At 49.0% G+C, this 23,381-nt stretch carries 25 protein-coding genes and 1 tRNA gene; all 26 read right to left on the reverse strand.

All coding sequences use genetic code 11. The annotated features are described in order from the left end of the window. Nucleotides 1-442: 442 nt before the first annotated feature. The 26 genes from icd to JXQ28_04385 all read right to left on the reverse strand — a co-directional run bounded on the left by icd (nucleotide 443) and on the right by JXQ28_04385 (nucleotide 23,381). Nucleotides 443-1,693 carry an isocitrate dehydrogenase (NADP(+)) gene (icd, locus tag JXQ28_04260; protein MBN2276945.1) on the reverse strand — a complete coding sequence of 417 codons (1,251 nt, stop codon included), beginning with the start codon at nucleotides 1,691-1,693 and terminating at the stop codon, nucleotides 443-445. Between the two features lie 12 nt (nucleotides 1,694-1,705). Then, a complete protein-coding gene (mdh, locus tag JXQ28_04265) occupies nucleotides 1,706-2,632 on the reverse strand; it encodes a malate dehydrogenase (protein MBN2276946.1) in 927 nt (308 codons plus the stop codon). Nucleotides 2,633-2,671: 39 nt separating this feature from the next. Continuing rightward, on the reverse strand, nucleotides 2,672-3,892 hold the full coding sequence (locus JXQ28_04270; GenBank protein MBN2276947.1) for a DUF2088 domain-containing protein: 1,221 nt from the start codon (nucleotides 3,890-3,892) through the stop codon (nucleotides 2,672-2,674). 3 nt (nucleotides 3,893-3,895) lie between these two features. Then, nucleotides 3,896-4,306, reverse strand: a complete 411-nt coding sequence (ndk, locus tag JXQ28_04275) for a nucleoside-diphosphate kinase (GenBank protein ID MBN2276948.1) — start codon at nucleotides 4,304-4,306, stop codon at nucleotides 3,896-3,898. Nucleotides 4,307-4,312: 6 nt separating this feature from the next. Next, on the reverse strand, nucleotides 4,313-4,888 hold the full coding sequence (locus tag JXQ28_04280) for a 2-oxoacid:acceptor oxidoreductase family protein (GenBank protein MBN2276949.1): 576 nt from the start codon (nucleotides 4,886-4,888) through the stop codon (nucleotides 4,313-4,315). 17 nt (nucleotides 4,889-4,905) lie between these two features. Beyond that, a complete protein-coding gene (locus tag JXQ28_04285) occupies nucleotides 4,906-5,748 on the reverse strand; it encodes a 2-oxoacid:ferredoxin oxidoreductase subunit beta (protein ID MBN2276950.1) in 843 nt (280 codons plus the stop codon). Beyond that, nucleotides 5,748-6,890 carry a 2-oxoacid:acceptor oxidoreductase subunit alpha gene (locus JXQ28_04290; GenBank protein MBN2276951.1) on the reverse strand — a complete coding sequence of 381 codons (1,143 nt, stop codon included), beginning with the start codon at nucleotides 6,888-6,890 and terminating at the stop codon, nucleotides 5,748-5,750. Before JXQ28_04290 ends, JXQ28_04285 begins: the two co-directional genes overlap by 1 nt. 11 nt (nucleotides 6,891-6,901) lie before the next feature. Then, a complete protein-coding gene (locus JXQ28_04295; GenBank protein ID MBN2276952.1) occupies nucleotides 6,902-7,192 on the reverse strand; it encodes a 2-ketoglutarate oxidoreductase subunit delta in 291 nt (96 codons plus the stop codon). A gap of 44 nt (nucleotides 7,193-7,236) precedes the next feature. After that, nucleotides 7,237-8,271: a succinate--CoA ligase subunit alpha gene (gene sucD, locus JXQ28_04300; GenBank protein MBN2276953.1), complete on the reverse strand. Its 1,035-nt coding sequence runs from the start codon at nucleotides 8,269-8,271 to the stop codon at nucleotides 7,237-7,239. A gap of 10 nt (nucleotides 8,272-8,281) precedes the next feature. After that, complete coding sequence (gene sucC / locus JXQ28_04305; protein ID MBN2276954.1) at nucleotides 8,282-9,436, reverse strand: ADP-forming succinate--CoA ligase subunit beta; 1,155 nt, start codon at nucleotides 9,434-9,436, stop codon at nucleotides 8,282-8,284. 23 nt (nucleotides 9,437-9,459) lie between these two features. Beyond that, nucleotides 9,460-10,836, reverse strand: coding sequence for a CCA tRNA nucleotidyltransferase (locus tag JXQ28_04310; GenBank protein MBN2276955.1), 1,377 nt, complete (start codon nucleotides 10,834-10,836; stop codon nucleotides 9,460-9,462). Between the two features lie 2 nt (nucleotides 10,837-10,838). Next, nucleotides 10,839-11,798, reverse strand: coding sequence for a carbamate kinase (gene arcC, locus JXQ28_04315; GenBank protein MBN2276956.1), 960 nt, complete (start codon nucleotides 11,796-11,798; stop codon nucleotides 10,839-10,841). A gap of 3 nt (nucleotides 11,799-11,801) precedes the next feature. After that, the gene (locus JXQ28_04320) at nucleotides 11,802-13,154 is read right to left on the reverse strand and encodes a GTPase (protein MBN2276957.1); all 1,353 of its coding nucleotides are present in this window, start codon (nucleotides 13,152-13,154) and stop codon (nucleotides 11,802-11,804) included. Between the two features lie 68 nt (nucleotides 13,155-13,222). Next, nucleotides 13,223-14,716: an aldehyde dehydrogenase family protein gene (locus JXQ28_04325; GenBank protein MBN2276958.1), complete on the reverse strand. Its 1,494-nt coding sequence runs from the start codon at nucleotides 14,714-14,716 to the stop codon at nucleotides 13,223-13,225. A gap of 268 nt (nucleotides 14,717-14,984) precedes the next feature. After that, entirely contained in the window at nucleotides 14,985-15,542 is a 558-nt protein-coding gene (gene frr / locus JXQ28_04330; GenBank protein MBN2276959.1) for a ribosome recycling factor, read from the reverse strand. A 48-nt stretch (nucleotides 15,543-15,590) separates the two neighbouring features. After that, on the reverse strand, nucleotides 15,591-16,313 hold the full coding sequence (locus JXQ28_04335) for a UMP kinase (protein ID MBN2276960.1): 723 nt from the start codon (nucleotides 16,311-16,313) through the stop codon (nucleotides 15,591-15,593). Nucleotides 16,314-16,315: 2 nt separating this feature from the next. Further along, entirely contained in the window at nucleotides 16,316-16,909 is a 594-nt protein-coding gene (gene tsf, locus JXQ28_04340; GenBank protein MBN2276961.1) for a translation elongation factor Ts, read from the reverse strand. A 14-nt stretch (nucleotides 16,910-16,923) separates the two neighbouring features. After that, a complete protein-coding gene (gene rpsB, locus JXQ28_04345) occupies nucleotides 16,924-17,682 on the reverse strand; it encodes a 30S ribosomal protein S2 (GenBank protein MBN2276962.1) in 759 nt (252 codons plus the stop codon). A gap of 136 nt (nucleotides 17,683-17,818) precedes the next feature. Beyond that, on the reverse strand, nucleotides 17,819-18,211 hold the full coding sequence (gene rpsI / locus JXQ28_04350) for a 30S ribosomal protein S9 (protein MBN2276963.1): 393 nt from the start codon (nucleotides 18,209-18,211) through the stop codon (nucleotides 17,819-17,821). 12 nt (nucleotides 18,212-18,223) lie between these two features. Further along, entirely contained in the window at nucleotides 18,224-18,667 is a 444-nt protein-coding gene (rplM, locus tag JXQ28_04355; GenBank protein ID MBN2276964.1) for a 50S ribosomal protein L13, read from the reverse strand. Between the two features lie 198 nt (nucleotides 18,668-18,865). Beyond that, nucleotides 18,866-19,468: a SprT-like domain-containing protein gene (locus tag JXQ28_04360; GenBank protein ID MBN2276965.1), complete on the reverse strand. Its 603-nt coding sequence runs from the start codon at nucleotides 19,466-19,468 to the stop codon at nucleotides 18,866-18,868. Between the two features lie 129 nt (nucleotides 19,469-19,597). Beyond that, nucleotides 19,598-20,830, reverse strand: a complete 1,233-nt coding sequence (locus JXQ28_04365) for a DUF1028 domain-containing protein (protein ID MBN2276966.1) — start codon at nucleotides 20,828-20,830, stop codon at nucleotides 19,598-19,600. 154 nt (nucleotides 20,831-20,984) lie between these two features. After that, nucleotides 20,985-21,224: a hypothetical protein gene (locus JXQ28_04370; protein MBN2276967.1), complete on the reverse strand. Its 240-nt coding sequence runs from the start codon at nucleotides 21,222-21,224 to the stop codon at nucleotides 20,985-20,987. Nucleotides 21,225-21,691: 467 nt separating this feature from the next. Beyond that, a tRNA-Ala gene (locus JXQ28_04375) sits at nucleotides 21,692-21,764 on the reverse strand. A gap of 50 nt (nucleotides 21,765-21,814) precedes the next feature. Beyond that, nucleotides 21,815-22,486: a hypothetical protein gene (locus JXQ28_04380; protein ID MBN2276968.1), complete on the reverse strand. Its 672-nt coding sequence runs from the start codon at nucleotides 22,484-22,486 to the stop codon at nucleotides 21,815-21,817. A 19-nt stretch (nucleotides 22,487-22,505) separates the two neighbouring features. Further along, nucleotides 22,506-23,381 carry a PAS domain-containing protein gene (locus JXQ28_04385; GenBank protein ID MBN2276969.1) on the reverse strand — a complete coding sequence of 292 codons (876 nt, stop codon included), beginning with the start codon at nucleotides 23,379-23,381 and terminating at the stop codon, nucleotides 22,506-22,508.

Raw genomic sequence — 23,381 nt, forward strand, 5'->3', positions numbered from 1 at the left:
TAACAACATCCCCCCTTTCATTTTCTCCACTACTTTGCCCTTAATACATTCCCTCCCCCGATTTATATGAAAACCCGTACCACCATAATATTCTCCATCAAATTCCCTGCCGTCTATGTACCGAATCTCGTAAAAAACTTTTTACTGACAAAACGAACCCATTTTATAGCCTCTCAAAAATACCACGTGGCAATAAAAACACCTCGCCGGATGAAACGAACCCATTTTATCGAAAACTTTTTACTGAGGAAACGAACCCATTTTATGGCCTTCCGAAAAATCGCGCCGCATCAAAATATTTTCCATTGGATGAAATGAACCCATTTACCAAAAATTTATCGAAGGATGAAACGAACCCATTTAGTCCCTGACACTCGAATCGGTCACAAAAAAAACCGCCGGGCTTTAAACCCGGCGGTTGATTATCGAAGATACCCTGACGCTACTTCATGTTCTTGATGATCTGGGTGGCGTATTCCGAGGTTGAAACCTTCTTCGCCCCCTTCATCAACCGATGCAGGTCGTAGGTAACGGTTTTCTTCTTGATGGTTGTCTCGACGGATTTGGTCACCATATCGGCGGCCTTGTTCCAGCCGAGATACTCGAGCATCATGACCGCCGAAAGAATCAGCGATCCGGGATTGACCATATCCTTGTCGGCATATTTCGGGGCCGTCCCGTGAGTCGCCTCGAACAGGCCGATATAATCGCCGATATTGGCGCCCGGCGCCATACCCAGTCCGCCCACCTGGGCCGCGGCGGCATCCGAAAGATAATCGCCGTTCAGGTTGGGTGTGGCCAGCACGTCGTACTCGTCGGTCCGGGTCAGAATCTGCTGGAACATGGAATCGGCAATCCGGTCTTTGATGACAATCTTGCCTTTGGGCTGTTTGCCCTTGTATTTGCTCCAGAGTTCGTCCTCGGTGATGGTCACCCTGGGGAAAACGCTCTTGGCCAGTTTGTATCCCCAGTCGCGGAAGGCTCCCTCGGTGTATTTCATGATATTGCCCTTGTGAACCAATGTCACCGATCTGAGTTTCCGGTCGATGGCGTACTGGATGGCCTTGCGGACCAACTGCCTGGTCCCTTTAACCGAAATGGGCTTGATCCCGATCCCCGAATCGGTCCGGATATTCCGCTTCATCTTGGTGTTCAGGAAACTGATAACCTGTTTGGCCTCTTTGGTGCCTTTCTTCCATTCGATTCCGGCGTACACATCCTCGGTGTTCTCACGGAAAATGACGATATCCATTTTCTCGGGATTGGTTACCGGCGATGGGACTCCCTGGAAATAGCGCACCGGGCGGACGCAGGCATAAAGATTGAGCACCTGGCGAAGGGTCACGTTGAGCGACCGGAAACCGCCTCCGATCGGCGTCGTGAGAGGGCCCTTGAGAGCCACATAGTAGTAACTGATGGCGTCGAAAGTCTCCTGCGGCAGCCATTCTTTGTACAACTTGTTGGCGTTTTCGCCGGCGTAAACATCCATCCAGGCGATCTTCTTCTTGCCCTTGTAGGCTTTCTGAACCGCCGCATCAACCACTCTCCGGGTGGCTTTCATAATATCGCGGCCGATTCCATCGCCCTCGATTACGGGAATGATAGGCTTATCAGGAATAACCAGCTTTTTCTTTTTGATGGTTATCCGCTGCCCATCTTTGGGAATTTCAATATGCTTGAATTTAGGTGTCACGTTCTTCCTCCATTAATAGCCGATTTCTTTAAGAACACCCCTGTACTTACCGGCCGATGTCTGAAGTTCCTTGGCTTCTGTCTTGTTCAATTTGAGTTCAAGAATCTTCTCGACCCCGTTACCTCCCAGCACCACCGGGACGCCGATATAAATATCTTTAATGCCGTATTGACCGGTCAGGTAGGCCGAACACGGAAAGACGCGTTTTTCATCGAGCAAAATGGCGCGGGCCATATCGACCGAGGCCGCCGCCGGTGCATAATAGGCCGATCCGGACTTAAGCAGTTTAACGATTTCTCCGCCGCCCATACGCGTCCGCTCGGAAATTTCCTTGATCCGTTTGGTCGGAATCAATTCCCCGATGGGGATTCCGGCGACCGTGGTATAGCGCGGAAGCGGTACCATGGTATCGCCGTGACCGCCCAGAACCATCGCCTGCACTTCAGCCATGGCCACACCCAGTTCCATAGCCACGAAGGCTCGAAACCGGGTCGAATCGAGAATACCGGCCTGACCGCAGACGCGATGCGTCGGGAAACCGGTCACTTTCATCATGTGGTAAGTCATAATGTCGAGTGGGTTGGAAACCACCACGACAAACGACTTGGGAGCATATTTCTTAATATTTACCGCCGCTGTCTCGACGATTTTGGCGTTCATATTAAGAAGATCCTCGCGCGACATTCCCGGTTTACGGGCCAAACCGGCCGTCATAATAACCAGATCAGCGCCCTTGATATCTTTGTAGTTGTTACTCCCCGTAATCATGCAGTTATAACCCCGAACCGGCCCAGCCTGAATCAAATCCAGAGCTTTGCCTTGAGGCATGCCTTCAATAATGTCGATCATGACGACATCGCCGATGTTGGCCTCGGCCAGATACTGCGCGCAACTGGCGCCAACGTTTCCAGCTCCGATAACGGCAATCTTCTTGTTCATTACTCCTCCATTTGTTTTTTTAATATTAACAAGGTCCCGCTAATTTACAAGAACAGTATGACCCGCATCATGTACCAATGCGGTTCTCAATAATGCGTTATTTTCCCCAAGATCGTCGATTACTTTTTGCGGCTCCCGGATGGTTTTAAAGTAAACGACATCGGAGACTCCATTTTCCAATTCCGAGTATAGCCAGACATTGATCCGTCTCCCGATTTGATAAACCCGGTAAACTTTATGCCGACCGAATGATGATTCATCTCCCGGCATGATCGATTTATCGGGCGCCCACTCCTCGGCCAAACGGTAGAAATCATTCGATCCAATTCCCTCACGGCATGGCGAGAAGATAATTACCGTGCCATTGTCCGTAACAGCCGGCTGGCAATTTTCGAGTGATTTCTGTAACTGGTATAGATTACTGTCGAGTGGCGGAGCCACTTCAGCCAGCAATAAATCATATTTCCGATTTATTTTATGGCCGAAAATCCCGATCGAACACTGCACGGCCTTTCGGAAGGAATCATCCAATTGGCCGCAGAATACCGCCTGCAATTTGCCTCCGTCACCGGCTACCAGCTGTATACTGAAGATATTATCACCGGTTATTAATCTCATGAGTGTCCGCAAATGTTCTTCGATCGGATTACCATCGAGTTTCATCGGCATGGCCTCGAAGCTGATCGCCCGGTTGTGATTCCGTACGGTGGTTTCATAGTCACATAGACCGGGGAAGATTGATTTACGTCCACCGGTAAAACCGGCGAAGTAGTGTGGTTCTACCGAGCCGATAACCGCGATGCGCCGGGCTTCAATCACAGTCCGATTGAGCCGGATCGGTTCTCCGCCTGAATCCTGTCCCACTGTTACCATGTTTTGGATATCATGAGCATCATGGATCAAGACTCGTTCCTTGAAACGCTCGTATAAGGCACCGAGAGTAATTTCTAATTGCTTATCGGTTGGTTTACCATGACAACCGGTGGCAATTATTATCCGGGCGTGGCTGTTTAAGCGATCTGCTTCATCCAGCCATTTCAGTATTTTGGCCGATGGTGTCGGCCGATAGGCATCGTTGATTATAAATAAATCAACGCCGGAAACAGAGAATAAGTCCCGCTCGCCGGATTCCACCGCGGCGATGAATTCATCATACCCAATAGATATATCAGATATCGGATTATGGAATTCATCGAAATTGCCATTATCCGGTATTTCAAGACGCAATCGTCGGTCGCCATAGTTGATAAAAATCCTCATTCCTCAACCAAAGAAAAAGGCTATCTCACCGGTAGCATTTTCGGATGAATCGGAGGCATGAACCGAGTTACGTTGTATATCCAGAGCGATCTCCTGTCGCAGGGTTCCGCAATCGGCCCGGGCCGGATCGGTGTCTCCGATCAACGTTCGCAAATCAGTCACGGCATTCTCTTTTTCAAGCAATATTGGCACTACCGGCCCCGATGTCATGAATTCAATCAGATCGCTGTAAAAAGGACGCTCTTTATGGACGGCGTAGAAATTCCTTGCTTTATCGATCGTCAAGGTTTCCATCTTCAAACCGCGGATTTTAAATCCCGCCCGTTCCAGGCGGCTGACAATATGCCCAATTAGCCGTCTTTCCACTGCATCCGGTTTGACAATTAACAAGGTTTTTTCCGGATTGGATATCATGTTATCTCAACAGCCTTTCATGGCATTGCGGGCGATTTTGAATCCGAGCTCGAGAGCTTTGGTATTTTTCTCCTCGGTTCCCCGGGGAGCGCGATCAAGCACCGCTTTCTTAACCGATTCTTTACTCACAATACCGGTCAATTCGGTGATGGCTCCCAGAGCGATGACATTGGCCACCATAACATGTCCGATCTCCTCCCGAGCCAATCGGACAAAAGGAAAACCATAATACTTCTTGGTCGGAACCTGGGTTACCAGAGTCGAATCGACCACCAGAATGCCGCCTTCTTTCATGTCGGGATAGTATTTATCACAGGCTTCCTGGGTAAGAGCCAGCAGGAGATCAAGTTTCATTGTCTTAGGGTAATATATCTCACCATCTGAAATAACAACATCGGCACGGCTGGCCCCGCCGCGGGCCTCCGGACCGTAGGACTGGGTCTGCACGGCGTTTTTTCCGTCTCCCACTCCAATCGCGGTGGCCAGAATAACACCGGCCAGGATCAATCCCTGACCGCCCGATCCGGATAACCGGATTTCAAAACGATCATCAGTGTTTTTAATTTCTTTTTCTCTTTTCATATTCGATGCTTTCATAATCAAGACTCCTTGGCCGCCAACCGTTCGACCAGCATGGCATATTCTTCACAGAATTCGGTAGCATTGGTCTCATGAATAAGTCCGGTAACGAATTTGCCTTCCAGTTTTTCCGGCGGTAATTTCTGGGCCACATTTATCGGTACGGCATGTTTCTTGAACCAATCCAGCATAGCCACAGCATCGCCTTCCTTGTTGAACCGGCCGTAATAGGTATGGCAGTTGGAATATGTATCAACCAGGGCAAAACCCTTTTTCATGATAGCCCCTTCGATTAATTTTTCCAACTGCTGCACATGATAAACCGTTCCGCGGGCCACATATGATGCTCCGGCGCCGATGGCCAGTTTGACGGCATCGAATTGCTTTTCGTAGTTGCCATAAGGTGCGGTGGTGGCAAAGGATCCTCCCGGCGTGGTCGGAGCGAATTGCCCCCCTGTCATTCCATATATTTTATTATTAATCAAAATCGTCGTGATATCGATATTTCTCCGGCAGGCATGAATAAAATGATTACCGCCGATTGCCAGAGCATCACCGTCCCCAGTGATGACGATCACCTTCATATTGGGTTTGGCGATTTTAACTCCGGTGGCGAATGGCAGAGCCCGCCCGTGGGTAGTATGCAAAGTCCCGAAATCAAGATAGACCGGCATGCGGCTGGAACACCCGATTCCGGAAACAACCACCACTTCATCTTTATCAAGACCCAGACGGTCAATGGAGCGAATCAGGGCCCCCATGACGATTCCGTTCCCGCAACCGGCGCACCAGACATTGGGAAATTTCTTTTTGGGTCTCAGATAGTGATGAGTGACATCCGATTCATGGGCTATTTTATCCATCACTTCACCTCTCTAATTTTATCAAGAATCTGCTGCGGCGCCATAACTTCGCCGTCGTACCTCTGCAAAGAATGGACCTCGACATGTCGGGGAGCAATTCTTTTAATTTCATTTACCAGTTGACCCATATTCAACTCGGCCACGATAATCTTGCGAATGCCCCCGAACATTTCCCGCAACTTGAGATCCGGAAACGGCCAGAGTGTCAATAATTGAATGGCCCCGACCTTGATACGGCGCTCGCGGGCGATTTTAATCGCCTGTCGGGCGCTTCGCGATACGGTACCATAGGATACGATGGCGATATGAGCATCATCCATCATGTCAGTCCGAATTTTAAAAATCTCATCCGTATAACGTTCAATTTTCTTTCTCAGTTTGTCCAGCTTGTCTTTTATTTCATTCGGATTGGCGGTCGGAAAACCATCCTGATCGTGGATCAAGCCGGTTACATTGTACCGATAGCCGTCACCGAATGAGGCCATCGGACTAACAAAACTGGGTGTAATTTCAAAATGCCGATACCAGTCACTGGGAACATCTGGTTTGTGTCTTTCGATTGTTTCCAGTTCGCCTTTGGCCGGAACGATCATCATCTCACGCATATGGCCCAGAACCTCATCCGCCAGAACCGTAACCGGCGTTCGAAATCGTTCCGAAAGATTAACCGCCCGAACGGTTTCTTCGAAACATTCCTTAACGGTTGAGGGGGCCAGGGCGATGGCGGTATAATCGCCATGGGTACCCCATCGGGCCTGCATGGTATCGGACTGGGATATCTTGGTCGGCAGTCCGGTTGAGGGGCCGCCTCGTTGAACATCAACAATCACACACGGGGATTCGGTAATATAAGCATAGCCGATATTTTCCTGCATCAGGGAAAACCCCGGTCCTGAGGTTGCTGTCATGGATTTACAGCCGGTATTGGAGGCCCCAATTACGGCCGCGATGGAGGCAATTTCATCTTCCATCTGAATGAATTTACCGCCGATTTTGGGCAGTTCCCGGGCCATTCCCTCGGCGATTTCCGTTGAAGGAGTGATGGGATAACCGGCAAAAAAACGAACTCCGGCATAAAGCGCCCCCAAAACACAGGCCTCATTACCCTGTAGCAGTCTGGCATTTCCAGTATTATTCTTCATCTTCAACTCCCTCACTTATAATTGGAGGTTATGGCAAAATCCGGACAATGCAGCCAGCAAATGGCGCATTGGGTGCATTTCTCAGGGTGAGCCAGCATCGGTTTGCCGTCACGGTCCGGTTCCAGAACTTTATGGGGACAAAAGGCAATGCATAAGTTACATGCCTTGCACCAGTGAAGAAATATATTCAGGGGAGGAGTCTTCCCGTCATATACATATTTTTTCTTCTTCGGCTCATTGCCGGCCTCTGCCTCTTTGGGTTCCTCAGCGGAATCAACAGGCTTCGGTTCATTATCAGTCATTATCTTTCTCCTTCGGAGATAATCAAATCGCCGCAAAATATGTATTATTTTTTACGTTTTCCCCCGGTCTTTTTGGCCGGTGCTTTTTTCTTTTTGTCTCTTCCGCCTTTGGGGGCGGCAGGTTTTTTGGCTTTGCTTTTTTTCCCGGCCGCGGCTTTTTTTGCGGCCAGTGTCTTTTTTCCGGCTGTGGCTTTTCCCGCTAATTTGATTTTGGTCAGTTTTTCCTTCATCAACTCCGGAATCTGGGTCGGTGAAACAGCCACCGGAATCCCGACCTTATTGAGAGCTTCCACTTTTTCCGAGGCTGTGCCGGAACCACCTGAGATGATTGCACCAGCATGACCCATCCGCTTCCCGGGCGGAGCCGCCCGACCAGCAATAAATCCGACCACCGGTTTGGACATATTTTTCTTGATAAACCTGGCCGCCTCTTCCTCATCGGAGCCGCCAATTTCTCCTATCATAACCACTCCTTTGGTGGCCTTGTCTTCCTCAAACATTGCCAGAACATCGATAAAATTGGTTCCGATAATCTGGTCCCCGCCGATACCGATACAGGTCGTTTGACCCATACCGGCGCAGGTCAGGGCCCAGATGGCCTCATAAGTAAGCGTGCCGGAGCGCGACACAACCCCGATCGAGCCTTTTTTGCAGATATTTCCCGGCATAATCCCAACCTTTGACTGATCCGGGGAAATTAAACCGGGGCAGTTGGGTCCGATCATCCGCGCCCCTTTTTCCTTCACATACTTATACACTTTCAGCATATCGTTGGCGGGAACACCCTCGGTGATACAGACCACCAATTTAATACCGGCATCGACTGCTTCATATACGGCATCAACGGCAAATATCGGTGGAACATAAATAACCGAAGTGTTGGCCTTGGTGACCGCCACAGCCTTAGCCACGGAATCGAAGACCGGTATCCCGGCCACCTTGGTGCCACCCTTACCGGGGGTGACTCCGCCGACCACATTGGTGCCGTATTTTTTCATTTGCTCGGCGTGGAATGATCCATCACGCCCGGTAATACCCTGGACAATAACTTTTGTCTTTTTATTAATTAAGATACTCATGATGGTCTCCTTAAACGGGAATTTCCGCTTCGCCCAGCGCAATGGCTTTTTTAACGACTTCATCAAGCGAGTCGCCGTGTTCCAATTTCACCGAGGTCACCGATCCGAGAATCTTTTTGGCCTCTTCTTCATTGGTACCGGTCAGACGAACAACAATTGGTACCTCCGGTTTCAATTCCTCAACGGCCATGACAATTCCGTTGGCCACATCGTCGCAACGGGTAATCCCGCCGAATATGTTTATCAGAATCGCCCGAACATGCGGATCGCGGAGAATAATCCGCATCGCCGTCAGGACCTTCCGGGGATTCGAGGAACCGCCGATATCAAGGAAATTGGCCGGATCGCCACCGTGGTGCTTGACCAGATCCATGGTTGCCATGGCCAGACCGGCGCCGTTGACCATACAACCGATATTACCACTCAACTTGACAAATGACAGATCGCCCTCGCGGGCTTCCATTTCGGCCGGGTCCTCGGCCGACAGATCCCGGAGGGTTTCGATCTCTTTCTGCCGAAAAAGACCATTATCATCAATATTTATTTTGGCATCAATCGCCACCACATCGCCCTGAGGCGTAGTAATCAGGGGATTGATTTCCACCAGAGAGGCATCGATTTTCCAGTAAGTATCATACAATTTCATCAGAATATCCGCGGCCTGACGGACCTGTTTGATATCCTTATACAGCCTGGCGGCCAGATCTCGGGCCTGGTAAGCCTTCAGCCCCATGATCGGATCGACAGCCAGTTTATGTATTTTCTCCGGTGTTTTGGCGGCCACTTCCTCGATATCAATACCGCCGGCGGGGGAAACCATGATAACCGGAGCCTTTGAGGCACGATCAATAACGATCCCGACATAGGATTCACTGACAATATCCGCCGCTTCAGTTACCAGGACTTTCTCAACCTTAAGTCCCTTAATATCCATTCCCAGAATCTTCTGCCCCAAAACCCGGGCTGTTTCCACATTCTCGGCGTATTTAACGCCCCCGGCCTTACCCCGTCCGCCGACATGAACCTGGGCCTTGACCATAACCGGTCGACCGATTTCCTCGGCAATCTGAACCACCTCCATAGGATTGGTTGCGACCTTTCCCCTGGGAACCGGAATACCGGCCGATGCGAAAATCTCTTTGGCTTGATACTCGTGTATCTTCATAAAGCCATCTCCAGCTGTTTAATTTATGGTTTATTTTCTTGTTTTCTGCTTTCCAGGTACAACCGGGCGAAAGCCAGTAATTTTTCTCTTTCATTATCACCCGGATCATCCAGCACTTTTTCCAGAAGGTAATTTAACACCTCACCGATTATAGCCGATTGGGGAAGATTAAAGACACTCATGAGATCATGACCATTAATGACCAAGTCTTTAATCGAAAACGGGGGTTTTCTTTCAAGTTCATCGCGGATTTGCCGTTCAAATTCATCGACATCATCGGTTTGTCCGCCCATTCCCTGCGCCACGACATCGGCCCGTCTTAAATCCAATAAATTAAAAATGAGATCCTGACCGACCCGCCTAATCAGGCGCCGCATCCCTTTATCGGTCACGGCGGTGGTGAACATATGTTTGTCCACCAGAATAACTACAGCCCGGATCATATCATTGGAATAGCGCAGCCGTTTCATCACTCTCAAAGCCGTTCTGGCTCCGATTTTCTCATGGCCGTAAAAAGTTGCCTTGCCTTCTTCTTCAAGGGCTCTTTTAGTCTGGGGTTTGGCGATATCATGAAAAAGCGCCGCAAGGCGAATCTGTAAAACCTTCGGCGCGGCATCGACAGTGTGGAGAGTATGCTCAAAAACGTCGTACTTATGGTAGCCTCCCGGTTGATGAACATTCACCATCTCTTCCATCTCGGGCAGAATCTGTTTTAACAATCCGGTTTCATGCATCAGTCGAAAACCGATCGAGGGTCGATCCGCCAGAACCAGAAGTTTATTCAATTCCTCGCTGATTCGTTCCGGTGAAACGGATTTGATCAAGCCGCTGTGCCGGATAATGGCCCTGAATGTTTCCGGTTCTATGGTAAATTCGAATCGGGCGGCGAATTGAATGGCACGAAGCATCCGCAGGGGATCCTCGGGGAAAGACTCCGGGGAAACCATACGGATAATTCTTTTACTCAGATCACGACGGCCGTCGAATGGATCGACAAACTCGCTGCTGTCGAGCGCCACAGCCATGGCATTAATGGTAAAATCGCGGCGCAGGAGATCATTCTCTACTTTCAGGGCCGGATCGAATTCCACCGAGAACTCGCGATGCCCGACACCGGTCGAAAATTCCTTGCGCGGCAGGGCCACATCAAAAGTATATTTGCGATCATCGCGAAACTGGGTGAATTTTATCACACCGAATGACCGCCCTACAAGATCGACCTGTCCGTGTTTTTTCAGGATATCCGACAATTCCCCGTACGGTATCCCGCAAACCAGATAGTCGCGGTCCTTAACATCGATTTTTCGTCCGAGCAGGCGATCGCGCACCGCTCCACCGACCTCGTATATTTTACCTTTTTTCAAAATTGCCGAGATGGCTTCTTGCGAGATTCTGCACATAATTAATCAGGCAGTATCCTCGTGCCGACGGTGCCATCCACCAGCGCCCGTCCGGCATTTTTAAAGGAAGTTATAATAACCTCTTTACCGCCATTCTGCAAAAACTGAATGGCCGCCGAAATTTTCGGTCCCATCGAACCCGGCGGGAAGTGTCCTTTTCTTAGAAACTTGAGCGTCTCTGAAACCGTCATACGATCAAGTAACGTCTCATTGGTTTCGCCGTAGTTCAATGCGACTTTTTCCACTGATGTCAAAATCATCAGGATTTCGGATTCGATTTCCTTGCCAAGAACGGCTGAGGCCAGATCCTTGTCGATCACGGCATCAATCCCTTCCAGATTGCCCTTATCATCAATATATACTGGGATCCCTCCGCCCCCGGCGGCGATGACAATTGTTCCGCGATCGACGAGGGTTTTGATTGTTGTCGATTCCACGACCGAAATCGGAAGAGGCGAAGGAACCACCCGGCGCCATCCCCGGTTGGCATCTTTTTTCACCACCCAGCCCCTCTCCGAGGCAAAGCCTTTTGCTTCCGCCTCGGAATAAAACTGGCCGATATATTTGGTCGGGTCGGCGATCTGGGGATCGTTTTGGTCTACCAAAACCTGCGTTATAACTGTTACCACCTGACGATTGACGTTCTCTTTTTTCAACCGATTCTGAAGCGACTGTTCGATCATGTACCCCATACCGCCCTCGGTATCCGCAACACAAATTCCCAGCGGCAAAATGGGCGCTTTGCCGCGGGCCAATTCCACCCGCAGGATGGCATTACCGACCTGCGGGCCGTTTCCATGCGTAATGACCAGCTTATACCCCATCCTGGCCAGCTCCACGATACCGTCCAGAGATGCGCGGGTATTGGCAAACTGGTTGGCAATGGTGTCCTCCACTCCCGGAAGAGTGATGGCATTACCGCCCAGTGCAATAACTGCCGTCTTGCCATTCAAAGCGGTCATAAATTACTTTTTAGACTTGCCTTTGCTTTTCCCGGCTGGTTTCCGGAAAAAACTTTCAAGAATATCCTTCAGCGTTGGCTGTCCGATTTCCTGAAGATCGTACGATACCCGAACCGAAGGCTTCTTAATATTAATCACCCGGCGTAAATCGATCGGGGTGGCAATCAGAACGGTATCGCATTTGGTTTTCTCGATGGTTTTCTCAAGATCTGCAAGCTGTTTTCCGAAATAGCCCATGGCTGGAAGCAGGGTCCCAATTTCCGGGTATTTCTTGAACGTGTCCGAAATCGATCCAACCGTGTAGGGACGGGGGTCAACTGTCTCGGCGGCACCGAATTTTGCCGCCGCCACCATACCGGCCCCGTAAGCCATCTCACCGTGAGTTGTTGTCGGGCCGTCTTCGATCACCAGAACTTTCTTGCCCCGGATAGCCTCGGGATTTTCCACCACCACGGGTGAGGCACCGTCAACCACAATAGCTTCGGGATTATAATAGCCAATATTTCGGCGAACTTCATTGATGCCGTCCATGGGGGCGGTATCGATTTTATTGATGACGATCACATCAGCCAGCAGAAAATTACTCTGTCCCGGATAATAATTGATTTCATGTCCCGGGCGATGTGGATCGACAACGACAATCGAGAGATCGGATTGATAGAAAGGCATATCGTTGTTGCCACCATCCCAGAGGATAATATCGGCCTCTTTTTCGGCCTCGCGGATGATCATTTCATAATCGACCCCGGCATAAACAACGATATCGCGGTTGATATGAGGCTCATATTCTTCCATTTCCTCAATGGTGCATTTGTGTTTTTTGAGGTCGGCCAGGGAAGCAAACCGCTGACAAGCCTGTTTGGCCAGATCACCATAGGGCATGGGGTGACGAATGGCTACGACTTTTTTGCCCATCTCGATCAGGGCTTCGGCCACGCGACGAGTGGTCTGGGATTTTCCGCAACCGGTTCTCACGGCGCAGACCGACACCACCGGTTTAATCGACTTGATCATGGTCGGGGCGCCACCCTCCATCGCGAAGCGGGCACCGCAGGCAATGACATAAGCCGCTTTATCCATAACATATTCATAGGGAACATCGGAGTAAGAAAAGACCACTTCATCAACATGGTGTTTCTGGATCAGGCTCAGCAGTTCTTCCTCAGGATGAATTGGAATTCCCCCTGGATACAGCGGACCGGCCAGCGATTTCGGGTAAACCCGCCCTTCAATTTCCGGAATCTGGGTCGCTGTAAAAGCCACCACTTCGACCGCTTTATTATTGCGATACAGGCAATTGAAGTTATGAAAATCCCTTCCCGCGGCTCCCATAATAATGATTTTCTTTCTGTCCACTACTTAGTCTCCTTCTCAATCACCCGAGACAACGGTCACATCGGGAATAATCACTATATATCATCAGATCAGTTATTATCAATCTGGGCTCTCTGGATAGTCCCGGAAAAATCGACATAGATTGACTTCCATTCAGTAAAGACATCCAGGCCCGCAATACCCGCCTCGCGATGACCGTTACCGGTTTCCTTCACACCGCCGAACGGGAGATGGACCTCGGCCCCGATAGTAGGGGCGTTGACATAGAAAATGCCGGTGTAAACATCCCGCATGGCCGTGAAGGCTTTGTTCACATCCTGAGTATAAATTGAACCGGACAAACCATACACGGTTTTATTACACAGTTCTATCCCTTCCTGAAGCGATCCGCATTCGGTAATCGAGGTCACCGAACCGAATATTTCCTCTTTGAAGATGGTCATATCGGGAGTGATATCGCCGAAAACCGTTGGCATGGTAAAGTAGCCTTTATCGTAATCGCCGCCGGTTAGACGATCACCGCCGCAAAGGACTTTGCCACCTTCTTTCTTGCCAATCTCAATATAATCTAAAACCGTCTTCATCTGGCTTTCATTGATCGCCGGCCCCATATCGACCGACTCATCCAGACCGTTGCCGACTTTCAGGGTTCTGGCCCGGGCCACCAGTTTCTCGGTGAATTGCTTTATTACCGCCTTGTGGACAATCAGGCGCGAAGAGGCTGTGCAACGTTGACCGGTGGTCCCGAAAGCGCCCCATAGAGCTCCATCGACAGCCAGATCGACATTGGCATCATCCATAACAAGAATACAATTCTTGCCGCCCATTTCCAGGTGACAACCACGGAAATCAGTGGCGCAGGCTTCGGAAACCTTTCGGCCCACTTCCGTGGAGCCGGTGAAACTAATCACAGCGACGTCTTTATGAGTCATCAGGGGATTACCAACCGCACCGCCGGAACCGGTTACGATATTAACGACCCCGCCCGGCAGGCCTTCTTCTTCCATAATCCTGACATAGTTGAAAACCGAAAGAGGAGTATCCGTGGCCGGCTTTATCACTACCGTATTCCCTGCCACCAACGCCGGCATCATTTTCCACGAGGGAATGGCCATGGGGAAATTCCACGGGGTAATCAATCCGCAAACACCTTTGGGTTGACGGATACACATCTGGAATTTATTGGGCATTTCGGAAGGGGTTGTCACCCCAAGCAATCGGCGTCCCTCACCGGCCATATAAAAACCGAGATCAATTGCCTCCTGGACATCGCCCCTGGTTTCTTTGAGAACTTTGCCCATCTCACGGGTCATTTCCCTGGCGCACAGTTCTTTTTCCTTAACCAACCGCTGGGAAATCCGGTACAGAATCTCGCCCCGCTTGGGAGCCGGAACCAATCGCCATTTTTTAAAGGCATCTTTGGCGGCCGCAATGGCATCTTTGACATCATCCGATCCGGATTTCTGAAATATGCCGACAACCTCATCGGTGTTGGCAGGGTTTCGATTTTCAAAGGTTTGCCCGGTTCGGGTTTTAACCCATTCGCCACCAATATAATTTTTATATTCCGTCACATTCGCCATGACTTTCTCCTAAGCTTTTATGATTCAAGACAATTTACCGATCAACCTAAATTCCATATTGTGAAAACATTCACAGTTTTCCAAAATGCAAGATTTTAAATATATCTAATATTTTATAATTGTCAAACCTTTTGGGCCCAAAACCGGCCGGTCAAATCAAATCCTGAGTCTATTTTTCAGGGTGCTGATTTTCCCGATCATCAGCCAGAAATAAAAATACCGCCCGGCGGTTTTCCGGGCGGTTAATTGGGGCGCTTTCAATCTTTTATCAAACAGCCATTATATCTTTTTCTTTGTCGTCCATCAAATCATCGATTTTATTAATATAAGAATCTGTTTGTTCCTGAATTCTGTCAAATCCCTTTTTCTGCTGATCCTCTGAAATATCCTTTGATTTTTCTGCCTTTTTCAGGTTATCATTGGCCTCTCGCCGGATATTCCTGATGGCGATTTTGCCCTCCTCGGCGATTTTTTTACAGAGTTTCACCATTTCTTTTCGCCGTTCCTCATTAAGGGCCGGGATTGGCAAACGTATTATATTGCCCTCCACCAGAGGATTCAGGCCCAGATCAGCCTTCTGGATCGCCTTACTGATTTCACTGACGATCCCTTTATCCCAAGCCTGGACCACCAAAAGCCTTGGTTCCGGGGCGGATATCGAGGCCAGTTGATTGAGCGGTAAAATAGTCCCGTGGTAATCGACCTTGATGTTATCCAGGAGTGAGGTCGAAGCCTTGCCGGTTCGAAGAGAGGCGAACTCCCGTTTAACCGCCTGGAAACTTTTGCTCATCTTGTCTTCGGTCTCAGAAAAAAGTTTCTCCATCATAGGATATCTCCTTTGACCATATTTTTAACCAGTCCGATTTACCGTATATCAAGAAATAATTGTCCCGACCTCTTCTCCCAGGATAATCTTCTGAAGATTTCCCGGCCGATTGACATTAAATACAATTATAGGGATATTACTATCTTTGCACAGCGTTATGGCGGTCAAATCCATAACCTGGAGTTGCCGCCGGATGACATCCATGTAGGTCAAATTCCTGAAAAATTCGGCCCCCGGATGAGTCACCGGATCATCGGAATAAACCCCGTCAACTTTGGTGGCTTTCAGAATCACATCAGCGTTTATCTCTGAAGCCCGGAGGGCCGCGGCGGTATCGGTACTGAAAAAGGGATTGCCTGTTCCGGCGGCAAAAATAACCAGCCGTCCTTTTTCCAGATGACGCACAGCCCGCCTGCGGATATATGTTTCGGCGAAGGATTCGATTCGAACGGCCGACATGACCCGGGTAAAAAGACCCATATTCTCAAGGCGATCCTGTAATCCCAAGGCATTGATAATGGTCGCCATCATGCCCATTTGATCGGCGGTCACGCGGTCCATGTCCATCCCGGAGGCACTCAATCCGCGAAAGATGTTGCCTCCGCCTATAACGACAGCCAGTTCGACCTTGTGGTCGACCACGGCTTTAATTTGTCGGCAGACATTATCGATGGCATCGGAATTAATGCCAAAAGAATCGGAACCAGCCAGAATTTCGCCGGATAATTTAAGTAAAACCCGGCGATATTTTTGATGCTGGCCATCTTCCATGCTTATTCACCCAACTGAAAACGAATGAATCTTTTGATTTCTATATTTTCTCCGAGCCGGGCGATGGCCTCGGTTACAACATCCCGGATGGTTTTATCACCGTCTTTGACGAAGGGCTGTTCCAGAAGACAAACCTCGGAATAGTATTTATCCAATTTACCATCAACGATTTTATTGACAATCTTCTCCGGTTTACCTTCATTGAGGGCCTGTTGACGATAGATTTCTCTTTCCTTTTCAATTACGGCGGCATCGACATTATCACGGGATACGGACAGGGGATTGGCCGCCGCGATTTGCATGGCAATGTCTTTGGCGAAGCTCTGGAAATCATCAGTTCGGGCCACAAAATCGGTCTCGCAATTTATTTCTACCATAACACCGAGTTTGCTACCGGCGTGAATATATGAAGCAATTATACCCTCTTTGGTGGACCGCCCCGCTTTACTGGCGGCTTTGGCAATGCCCTTTTCTCTCAGGAAATCAACCGCTTTATCGAAATCGCCGCCGGTGGCGGTAAGAGCTTTTTTGCAATCCATCATTCCGGCGCCCGTTTTCTCGCGTAATTCCTTTACCATTTGAGCTGAGATATCCATCTATACATTCCTTCCTATTTCTCGTCTTCATCATCACCGGAGATATATGAGGTCACATTATTGGACTGCTCTGATTCGACTTTTTTCATAATTTCTTCTTCAGTGACCGAAGCTTTGGCATCGATAACGGAATCGACAATAGCCCGGGTGATTATTCGAATCGACTTAATAGCGTCATCATTAGCCGCAATCGGGAAATCGATCGGATCCGGATCGGCATTGGTATCCAGTATGGCGACAATTGGAAGACCCAGATTGGAGGCTTCCGCGATCGCTATTTTCTCTTTCTTGGCATCCACCACGAAGAGCATTCCAGGCAGATAATTCATATCTTTGATTCCGCCGAGAACCTTATCAAGTTTCTGGGCTTTGCGGTCAAAACGCGACCGTTCTTTTTTGGTGAATTTTTCGTATTCACCTTCTTCTTTCATTCTTTCCAGATCTTTGAGCTTTTTGATCGAGGATTTAATCGTCGAAAAATTGGTCAGCATCCCGCCCAGCCACCGCTCGGTGACAAAGAACTGCCCGCACCTCGTGGCTTCATCACGGATAACGTCCTTGGCCTGTTTTTTGGTACCGACGAATAGAATCGATTGCCCGCGGGCCATCACTTCCCGGACCTTCATGCAAGCCCGTTCGATAGCCTCGAGCGTTTTATTGAGATCGATAATATAAATTCCGTTCCGCTCCGTAAAAATGAACGGCTTCATTTTGGGATTCCATCTCCTGGTCTGATGACCAAAATGGACTCCCGCCTCCAATAATTCCTTGATCTGGGGTTTTACCACTGCAGGACCTTTCTGGTTTTGGTTTAACTTCCACCCTGCCTGAGGACCCGGACCTGATCAGGACCACCGGGTCATGACGCAGAATGTGCTTATTTCCGGTTCCACCGGATAATTAATATCTTTATCGTTTCGAATACTGGAATCTTTTCCGGGCTTTCGGGCGGCCGTACTTCTTACGTTCCACAATCCGCGCATCACGAGTCAGATAACCCTTTTTGCGCAGGGCCGGCCGCAGATCGGGATCCAGAAGAGCCAGGGCCCTGGCAATCGCCAGGCGAATGGCACCGGCTTGACCGGAATGCCCGCCCCCGCGAACATTACAGCTGATATCCAGCTTGCCCTTGGTGTCGGTTTCTTCCAACGGCTGATTGATAATATCCACCAGAACATCCCGTTTGAGATATTCCCGAGCGGACTTCTTGTTAATGACCATCACGCCGCCGCCGACCTTCATCGAAATGCGCGCAACCGATTCTTTTCGTCTTCCAGTTGCCGAATAAACAGTCTCGTTCATGTATTCTCTCTATCAGGATTCAAATAGTTTCAGATCTTCGGGTTTCTGCGCCTGATGGGGATGATTTTCATCGGCATAAACATGCAATTTCTTAATCATCTTACGCCCCAGCTTGTTTTTGGGAAGCATCCCTTTTACCGCATGAGTAAAAACACCGGGAGAATTGGTATCCATCATCTTCCTGAAAGAAACCTTTTTCAAACCGCCGGGATAACCGGAGTAGCGGAAATATTCCATATTCTCTTCTTTTTTGCCGGTGACTTTGACATGGGAGGCATTGATGGCTATCACATAATCGCCGGTATCCAGATGAGGTGCAAAAATCGGTTTATCTTTTCCGCGCAGAATATCGGCAACTTTGATAGCGGCCCGTCCCAGAGTCAGCCCTTTCAGATCGATGAGATGCCATTTCCGGTTCTTGTGCAACTCGTCAATATTAGGTAAATACGTCTTCATTTAATCCCCCGGATTATTCCGGTTAAGCTCTCCTAAATGTTATAAAGCCCTTGAATATAGCCAAAAAAAAAGGCCTGTCAAGTGTTTTTCAACAACTTACGTATCTAAACCACTTTTATTCGGAAATATCCGCCATTCCTTTAATGACAGACATAATCTATTATGCTTCTGCAAGTTATCCCAATTTGCAAGACACCCTTAATCCCCGGCCTTTCTGGCTCTGACTGTTTTTTTCAAATACAGCTTAAACTTTGGATCGAATGATTTTCCTCTGGTGCAGATACCACAGGAGGCCATTCGCAATCGTTTGCGCCGCGGATATTCCCGCCCGCAGGCCGGACAAACATAGAGATATTTAAAACTGGCACGTAACGACGGATGACTGCGGGCTTTTAGCGAGGCCCCAATCCGGTCGGCTACCTGACGGAACGAGTGATCATGCTTAAGATTTATAATATGTATCATCTCATGTTTCAGAGTGTCTTCGATATCTTCCGGGAAAATTTCATGGTAACGGCGCCCGATCTTAATTTCATTCTGCGACGGTGTGAACGATCCCGCAATTAACATGCGATTGGAATAGGAAATATGGACCGACGGCAGATGACCCTGAAAATATTCCCGGTTAATACGATCGAACATAGTATATAACTCCGGCACACTCGGCAGTTCCAGTCCGACAAAATCATCGGTCCCAGGAATAAAAACCTCGTGCCGGTCCTGAGGCGGCAGTATGACCGGCTGGAAAAGGTCGAAATTGACCTGAGCCAGGGCTTTTCGGCTGTGTTTTTTCTTTTTCATAACAGGCGCAAAGATATATGAAATCACGATTATTTTACAAGAAGAAATATTTTAAAAACATCTTTTTGTTTAATAAAAGAGGGCGGTTTCCGGCCGCCCCCCTGGTGTTTCTTAAGTTCTGATATCACGTTATTTGCAGATTGGATCCGGGCCATCCTTATAAAGGTAATTTATCAGATAGGTAACATCGAGAATATTAATAGCTCCACTGGTATTGACATCACCCGATGGCGACGGGTTCGGGGCAAAACCATATAAATACAGGTACTTTATTAAGTATGTGATATCCAATACGTTAACCGCGCCGGTGGCATTAACATCGCCGCATAAATAATACCAGATGACCGGCCTGGTATTCAATTCAACCACCTCTCCCCCGGCCGTGACGACGGCTGTGATGGTGTCGTAACCTGGGGTCATGGCCGCGGTTATGATGGCGTTGAATGTCCCGTCGCCATTGTCGTTGACGTCCGACAGGATACCGTTGCCGGAATTTGCCAGGCTGACCGAGGCCTCCTCGGTCGGTGGCTCACCGGCATAATTCAGCGGGGTTACGGTAATGATGGCAGTATCAATACCTCCGGAAGGAATAATTTCGGGTGTGATTTCAGCCTGTGACTGGCCGGCATCGGCATATTTCAGAGCCTTCCAGAGATCGTACTTAAGCCGAAGCGAATCCATTGGATTGATATCGCAGGTGGTATTGTTAACATACCGGTACAGGTACGGTGTTTCACCATCGCCGGGGTGAATCACTTTTATAAAGGCAGAAATAGCCGGTTTATTACATGACATACAGCGGGTATCGGCCCCGGGGATATCGGCGGCATTAAGCGCCGCCATCAGTTTTTCCTCGAGCGGTCCCTCGGTGTTAAGATAGGCCGTTTCCATCCCGGCGATGACTGCCGAGTCGAGCAGAATATTGCCCTGAATGGAATATCCCGGTCCGGTGAGATGGCCCCGCCAGGGGGAATTGGCCTCGCCGGTGAAACCGGCCGAGGTGCCGCCTCCGGCCAGGGTGACCACTCCATACTGGCGGAAGATCGGCATCCCCTCGACATCATTGTTGACCAGCCAGCTTATTATTGAATCCGGCGTCAAGCCTGATAACATCAGGTTGTGGGCATTGTTCTGGTTGGCCGCCAGATAGTAGGCCTGGGTGTTGATGGCACCGATGCTTTCGATACAATCATGAATCATCTGGGAGCCGGCGATACAGGAAGCCCCGGCACTGCCGACCGCCCCGGTGACGGTATCCACGGCCACGATCGAGAAAGTGGCCCGGGCGGCGGGCGGGATTATGAGGAACACCAAGGAAACGGCAATTAAGACCAGTTTCCCGGCTTTATCCCTGCGATTCATATGGTTACTCCTGTGCGCGAAGTATTTTGTACTTAAAATCAACTCGCGAGTCCGATTTTCGGGCATATCAAGGGCTGTCCAATGAATTCTGCTGCCCCTGATAAAGTTTATGGCCCGTTAATTAAAAAATACAGGGTCGCTCCATTTTGTCAAGTTAAAAGGAGCTTGTAAAGCCATAAGGGAAGCGGCTGTAAAATGGGTTCGTTTTGTCTTTTGAAAGGATTTCTAAAAATGGGTTCGTTCCCTCAGTAAAAAGTTTATTGATAAAATGGGTTCGTTTCATCCTTTCGAAAGTATTTTGATACATCGCAATTTTCGGGCGGCCTTGAAATGGGTTCGTTTTGTCAGTAAAAAGATTTTTGGTGCCGGGAGTTTTGGGTAAAAAGGTTTTCATAATAATCCGGGCCGGGTATGGAATAGGAGTGAATGGGTGGGGAAAATGAGGGATTTGGTGGACAGAAAATGCCCTCGTCTACCGCCAAGAAATATTCAGTAAGGGGCAGACGAGGGCGTCTACCGCCAATGCAAAATTTGGCCACCCGGGAGGATGTTCAAAGTCCTTCCGGAGAGGGGATTTCGGGGGTATGTAAAGCCGATTGGATAACACACCCCGTCTCCGCCTCCGGCATAAATGCCTTCGGAGGATCCACCCCTCTCGAGAGGGGATGAAGATGGATTCCCGATCGGGTCGGGAATGACAAAATAGGAATGAGAATGACATGAAAGGGGTGGGAATAATTCAATGCGGGGCAGACGAGGGCCTACCGCCCACGCCAGTATCGCTTGAAAGAGTCTTTATACTCATATCACTATTTTAAAAATTCGATTGAATTACGCAGAAATCACAGGTACATAAAAAAATGGAGCCGAGGGGGATCGAACCCCTGACCTCTTGACTGCCAGTCAAGCGTTCTCCCATCTGAACTACGGCCCCATTTAACCGAGAGGGTTAATATATTTCAATTCATGAATTAGTCAAGAAATTTATTCCCCGGATTTAATCGAGGCTGAATCGGCACTGTGGTAATCGTTCATCTCGGAATCGTCATCAATAACAATCATCCGCCCGGCTACGGTTTCGCGGAAATTGAGGGTTTTCAAATTGGTCAGCCGGTCGGTCGCTTTGCGAATTCTCTCCGCGGCGGTTCCGATAGTTTTGATTTTGTCAATAATATCGGAATGCATAAAACCATAATTTTTTAAAAGAACCTCGACATTGGCGGCAATAACCATCAGGGGATTGTTTATCTCATGACACAATGTGGCGGCGGTTCGGTTAACGATTTTCAAATCCTCATCTTCGGCAGGTCTACTCACCCGGGCCCGGTTTTTCAAGACCAGGCGGCGAATTGAGTGTGGAGATGATGATGAATCCTGCTCTCCCCCGGTTTTGCGGGTCGAGTCGAGATCGGCGAAAAGGACCGGGATATTCTTTTTCCGTAAGATTTCGAACAACTCCCGGCAGTGGCTATCAGGGATATCTCCGGCGGTATCAATGATGATAAAATCGCAGTTTCCTTTTTCGAGTGATTGATATATCCGGTCATAATCATTGATAACGGTAAAATCCAATTCATCACCCGATCCCAGAATGGTGCTGATATTTTCGGGGTTCGGGCGGTTATTGGAATAAATCAATATCTCTTTTTTATTCATGGTGAATCCTTCGGACAAATTAACCGGCCGGAACAGGTCCGGGCTGGCTGATATCAAGGGCCGAGTGGAGAGTTTTTCCAAGGAAACAAACGGCCGGGGATATTTGGGATTCCAAAAGCGAATGATCGCCGTTATGGATAACCCGGAGTAATCCCCAGGCTTTTTCGCGTGACATCAGCGGATAGCTGATATCGACCGTGCCGCCATAGATAATTTCATCGGCGGAAACGACTTCCATCGAATCCGGTTTGATAAATGTCTTGCCTTCACAGGCGGCCTTCAGCAGGCTTTCACTGGCCTCTTTCAGATCGACCGGATTATCGATATCCGTTCGTGAAACACTGCCCAGCAAAGACAGGGAGTTTTCTTTCAGAAAATAAATTCCAACCTGGCTGATATCGGGAAGCTCCATGAAAATTTCACATAGCATTTCCCAATCCGGATTATCCGGAGAACCGGCCACGAAATCGAACAGGAGATGAGGCAGATCGGCATCGGTATTATCTGAATCGGATGAAACGAAAGCGGAACCACGGCATCGATTGACATTAATAATTACCTGATAGTTGGCCGGATTGCCGGCAATAAAATTCAGGGAGATAATAACATCAAGGTGCCGTTGTTTCCGGTTGACATCAAGAAAGGTCATGGTCATGGCCTGGAACGAGGTTTCGTAGTGTTTACCGGAATGCATGATCGATAACAGCGCGGCATAGGATTCATAATCCAGGTACTCCTCGATACTGCGCCCGAAGAGCTGTTCACTTGGTACTCCCAGGAGATTCTCGGTTAAATCATCAACATAGACAAAGCGACCGTTCAGATCGATTTTGAATACGGGACATTTGCAGAGGTTGGTCTTCTCGACGAAGAATTTTGATGACTGGTCGTTCAT

Source organism: Candidatus Zixiibacteriota bacterium, assembly GCA_016933955.1.
Taxonomy (GTDB): domain Bacteria; phylum Zixibacteria; class MSB-5A5; order GN15; family PGXB01; genus JAFGTT01.